Origin of the sequence: Arthrobacter sp. Hiyo1, from assembly GCF_001263615.2 — a bacterium.
In the GTDB taxonomy this organism is placed as follows: domain Bacteria; phylum Actinomycetota; class Actinomycetes; order Actinomycetales; family Micrococcaceae; genus Arthrobacter.
Genome location: NZ_DF952468.1, coordinates 328,926 through 332,465, shown reverse-complemented (window position 1 = coordinate 332,465; position 3,540 = coordinate 328,926). Strand labels below are relative to the sequence as shown.

The window sequence follows — 3,540 nt, the reverse complement described above, 5'->3', positions numbered from 1 at the left end:
CGCCGGGATACGCCCGCGCGCCACGCCGTCGTGCGTTGCAACACCGAGCCGGGCCAACTGGCCCAGCCCCGCGGCGTCGAGGTGCGGTTCGTGGGTGAACCACGAACGGTCGAAAACCGGAGCGTCGAACTTTCCCCGGTGCTGTTCCAGGGTGAAGTCGCGCACCCCGGCACGGAGAAGGTGGCCGAGTATCGCTTCCCAGTCGAAAACTCCTTCGCCCACCGCCCGCAGGCGACGTCGGTAGCCGTGCGGCAGCGGGAACAGGACCGCGTCCTCCAAATGCGTCATCCGGACCTGCGGCCCGAGCGCCCGGGCCGCATCGACAGGATCCTCTCCACGAACCACCAGGTTGGCCACATCGAATCCGATTCCGAAGACTGCGGGGTCCAAGGACTGGACCAGCGCGTGCACTTCAGGTGAAGCTAGGTCTTCATGGGTCTTGACGTTGATGTGGACCCTGGCGTCACGTGCTGTGGACGCAAGCGTCTCGAGGTTCGCCCGGATGAGCCGGAGCTGGGCAGGGTGGTCGAGGAACCTGCCTTGTTCCGAGGCCCCTTCGCGAATTGACCGTGTGTAAACAAAGAACTCAGTGACGCCTAGTTCCAGGCCGCGAACCAGGGTCCTGTTCAGTCCGGCCCGAACCATGGCGGGATCATCGAACGGCCCTGCGCAGCCCAAGCCCAGCTGGAGTTCGACGCCGGCATGCCGGGCTTCCTCTGCAACCTCGTGCAGTTCGCCGGCCTTGTTCGGTAGGCCGGGCGCTTCGCTCGAAAGTTCCGCAGAGATGCTGTTGAGCACCACCAGGGTGAAGCCGTCGTCCAAGGCGGCCCGAAGCGATTCCACCAGTGGCCGGTCTTCGTGGCCCGGGTAGCGGGTGAACTGGACTCCCAGCCGCGTCTCCGGCAGCTCGCCGGCGCCGAGGGCCCGTGAATCAGGTAGCACGTGTGTGATCTGGGTCATGTTTGCCAAGATACACTCTAAGACGTCTTACGAAAGGGTGGATTTTTCGAGCCCCATATGAGACGCTTCGTTGACGGAAGTGGATCGGCGAATTGCCTAGCAAGGAGGGCACCATGACGGTGAGTGGCCGGCGCAGCGTCGTCGACGATGCGATCGATGACATCCGCCTGCGGATCCGGGAGGGCGAATGGGGCCTCGGAGACCGTATTCCGCCAGAGCCGGAGCTCGGAAAGGCCTTGGGCCTCAGCCGGGCACCCCTCCGGGAAGCCCTCCGCGCGTTGGTACACGCGGGACTCCTCGTGACACGGCAAGGTGACGGAACCTTTGTCGCCGCCGTGGACGAGCAAGAAGTCGCCCTCCGCAAAGGCCTCCAGGGAGCGGACCGGCTCGAAGCCATCGAAGTCCGCCGCAGCCTTGACATTCCTGCCGCCGCCCTCGCCGCACAGCGTCGTGACCAAGAGGACTTGGACAAGCTCCAGGACGCGCTCGATCGCCGCCGCGCCGCCGCGGAAGCCCACGACGAGGACGGATTCCGGCTGGCAGACATCGACTTCCACCGGGCCGTGGTGGGCGCCGCGCACAACCAGCTCCTGGCTGGCATCTATGGTTCCCTCGCGGAGAGCATCGACGGTTCGTGGACATCGCCCGAGGGCCTGAACCGTGCTGCCCACGCCGAACACGATAGCCATGACGAGCTTTTTGACGCCATCCGCGACCGCTCCCCACAGGACGCCATGCTGGTGGCTGGAGCGATCCTGGACAACCAGGCTTCGGATTTGGAAGGCAAGCCCGTGGGCTCCACCGGGTCCTAGGATCTCCGAACCTCGACAACACCATCAAGGAGAGCCGTGATCACGCGCATCAAGGCCGCCTTCATCATTGGCTATGCCGACGGCGACCTCTGCATCCTGCCCGACGCGGAGCTGGTCCACGAGGACGGAACCATTGTCTTCGTGGGCCGGGACTACCCCGGGAAAGTGGACATTGACATCGACGCCGGGGAGGCGATCGTGTCCCCCGGATTCATTGACTTGAACGCCCTCGCAGATATCGACCACGCCCTTTTCGATTCCTGGCCGGATCCCGGCCGGCGGCTCGGCCTCGTCTGGTCCGAGTCCTACCTGGGGGACCACGGAGCCGTGTTCACCCGCGAGCAGGCACGGTTCCGACGCGAGTTCGCCCTGTCCCAATTGGTCCGCAACGGCATCACCACGCTCATGCCCATTGCGTCCGAGAGCTACCACGAATGGTGCGAGGACTATGAGGACCTTGCCGACACGGCCGCCGCGGTGGAGGACCTCGGCGTCCGGGCCTACCTGGGGCCGAGCTACCGTACGGCAGTCCCCTATACGGACGGCAAGCGGGTGATGCTCCATGAGGACGAACGGCGCGGCCTCGACGGCCTCGACCAAGCCGTTCGCTTCGCCCAGGACTACGAAGGGCGGGCCCATGGTTTGATCCGGGCGGCATTGCTACCGGCCCGGATCGAAACGCAGACCGAACAGACCCTCCGCCTCACCCGGCAAGCCGCCGATGAGCTCAAGGTCCCCGTGCGCCTGCACGCCGCCCAGGGGCTCTTCGAGGTCGAGACGATGATCGCCCGCACGGGACGGCGTCCACTCCCTTACCTGGCCGATCTCGGTTTCCTCGCGGAACGCACCTACATCCCCCACGCCTGGGCCATCCCCGGGCACCCGCACATGCCTGCCTCCGCAGGCACCGGGGACGATCTGGCGCTGCTCGCCGGGTCCGGAACGTCGGTCCTGCTCTGCCCCATCCCCATGGCACATTACGGCGGGATGCTCGACAACTATGACTCCTACCGCGACCGCGGGGTGCGGATCGTACTGGGCACCGACTCAGCCCCGCCCAACATGATCCGGGCCATGGACCTGGCGATGGGGATGACCAAGACCCTCACCGGGGACCGCTCAAGCGCCCAGGCCGCAGACCTGTTCCGCTCGGCCACCCTGGACCCCGCCGAGTCCCTCGGCCGTTCCGATCTGGGCCGGCTGGCACCTGGAGCGCAGGCCGACTACTTCGTCCTGGACCTGAGCAGCAGCCATATTGGTCCGTACGCCGACCCCATCCGCACACTCATCATGAACTCGGACGGACGGGACATCACGCGGGTAGTGGTGGCCGGCCGCACCATTGTGGACCGGGGCGAAATCGTCACCGTGGACACCAGCGACTACCGGGAACGTGCCCAGGCATTCCTGAACCAGTACATTGCCTCGCTGAGCGACTCGGATTACGCCCGCCGCCCCATCCACGAGCTCCTTCCGCCGAGCTTTCCCCTGCGCTGAACCCGCGCAGCGCGCAGGACCTTCGGCGGCCTGGGAACAAACGGTAGTCGTGCCTCGAATGTAAACACGGCCCCATCCGCCACGAAACATCGAGTGAACGAGCGCAGAAGGCTTGTCCAACAATCCCGCGAACGCCCCCTTTTGTGACTTGACAGGTGTTTGCGTGTGGTGAGGTAAAAACTAGCCGCCCCCTTGACCCACCAGTCCGAGTCCGGCGCGCCCCGATATCTGCGAACCGTTAGAGACCCCCATGACAACACAACTGACTGGC

The 3,540-nt window shown here is 65.5% G+C and carries 3 protein-coding genes; 2 read left to right on the top strand and 1 reads right to left on the bottom strand.

All coding sequences use genetic code 11. From position 1 onward, the window contains the following. A partial coding sequence (locus tag AHiyo1_RS01445) for a sugar phosphate isomerase/epimerase family protein (RefSeq protein WP_059387380.1) occupies positions 1 to 960 on the bottom strand: 960 nt, incomplete at its 3' end. Between the two features lie 113 nt (positions 961 to 1,073). Here AHiyo1_RS01445 and AHiyo1_RS01440 point away from each other — a divergent pair. Together AHiyo1_RS01440 and AHiyo1_RS01435 are read left to right on the top strand one after the other, a co-directional pair. Continuing rightward, a complete protein-coding gene (locus AHiyo1_RS01440; protein ID WP_059387379.1) occupies positions 1,074 to 1,772 on the top strand; it encodes a FadR/GntR family transcriptional regulator in 699 nt (232 codons plus the stop codon). 36 nt (positions 1,773 to 1,808) lie between these two features. After that, positions 1,809 to 3,269, top strand: coding sequence for a chlorohydrolase family protein (locus tag AHiyo1_RS01435; RefSeq protein ID WP_059387378.1), 1,461 nt, complete (start codon positions 1,809 to 1,811; stop codon positions 3,267 to 3,269). Positions 3,270 to 3,540: the final 271 nt, after the last annotated feature.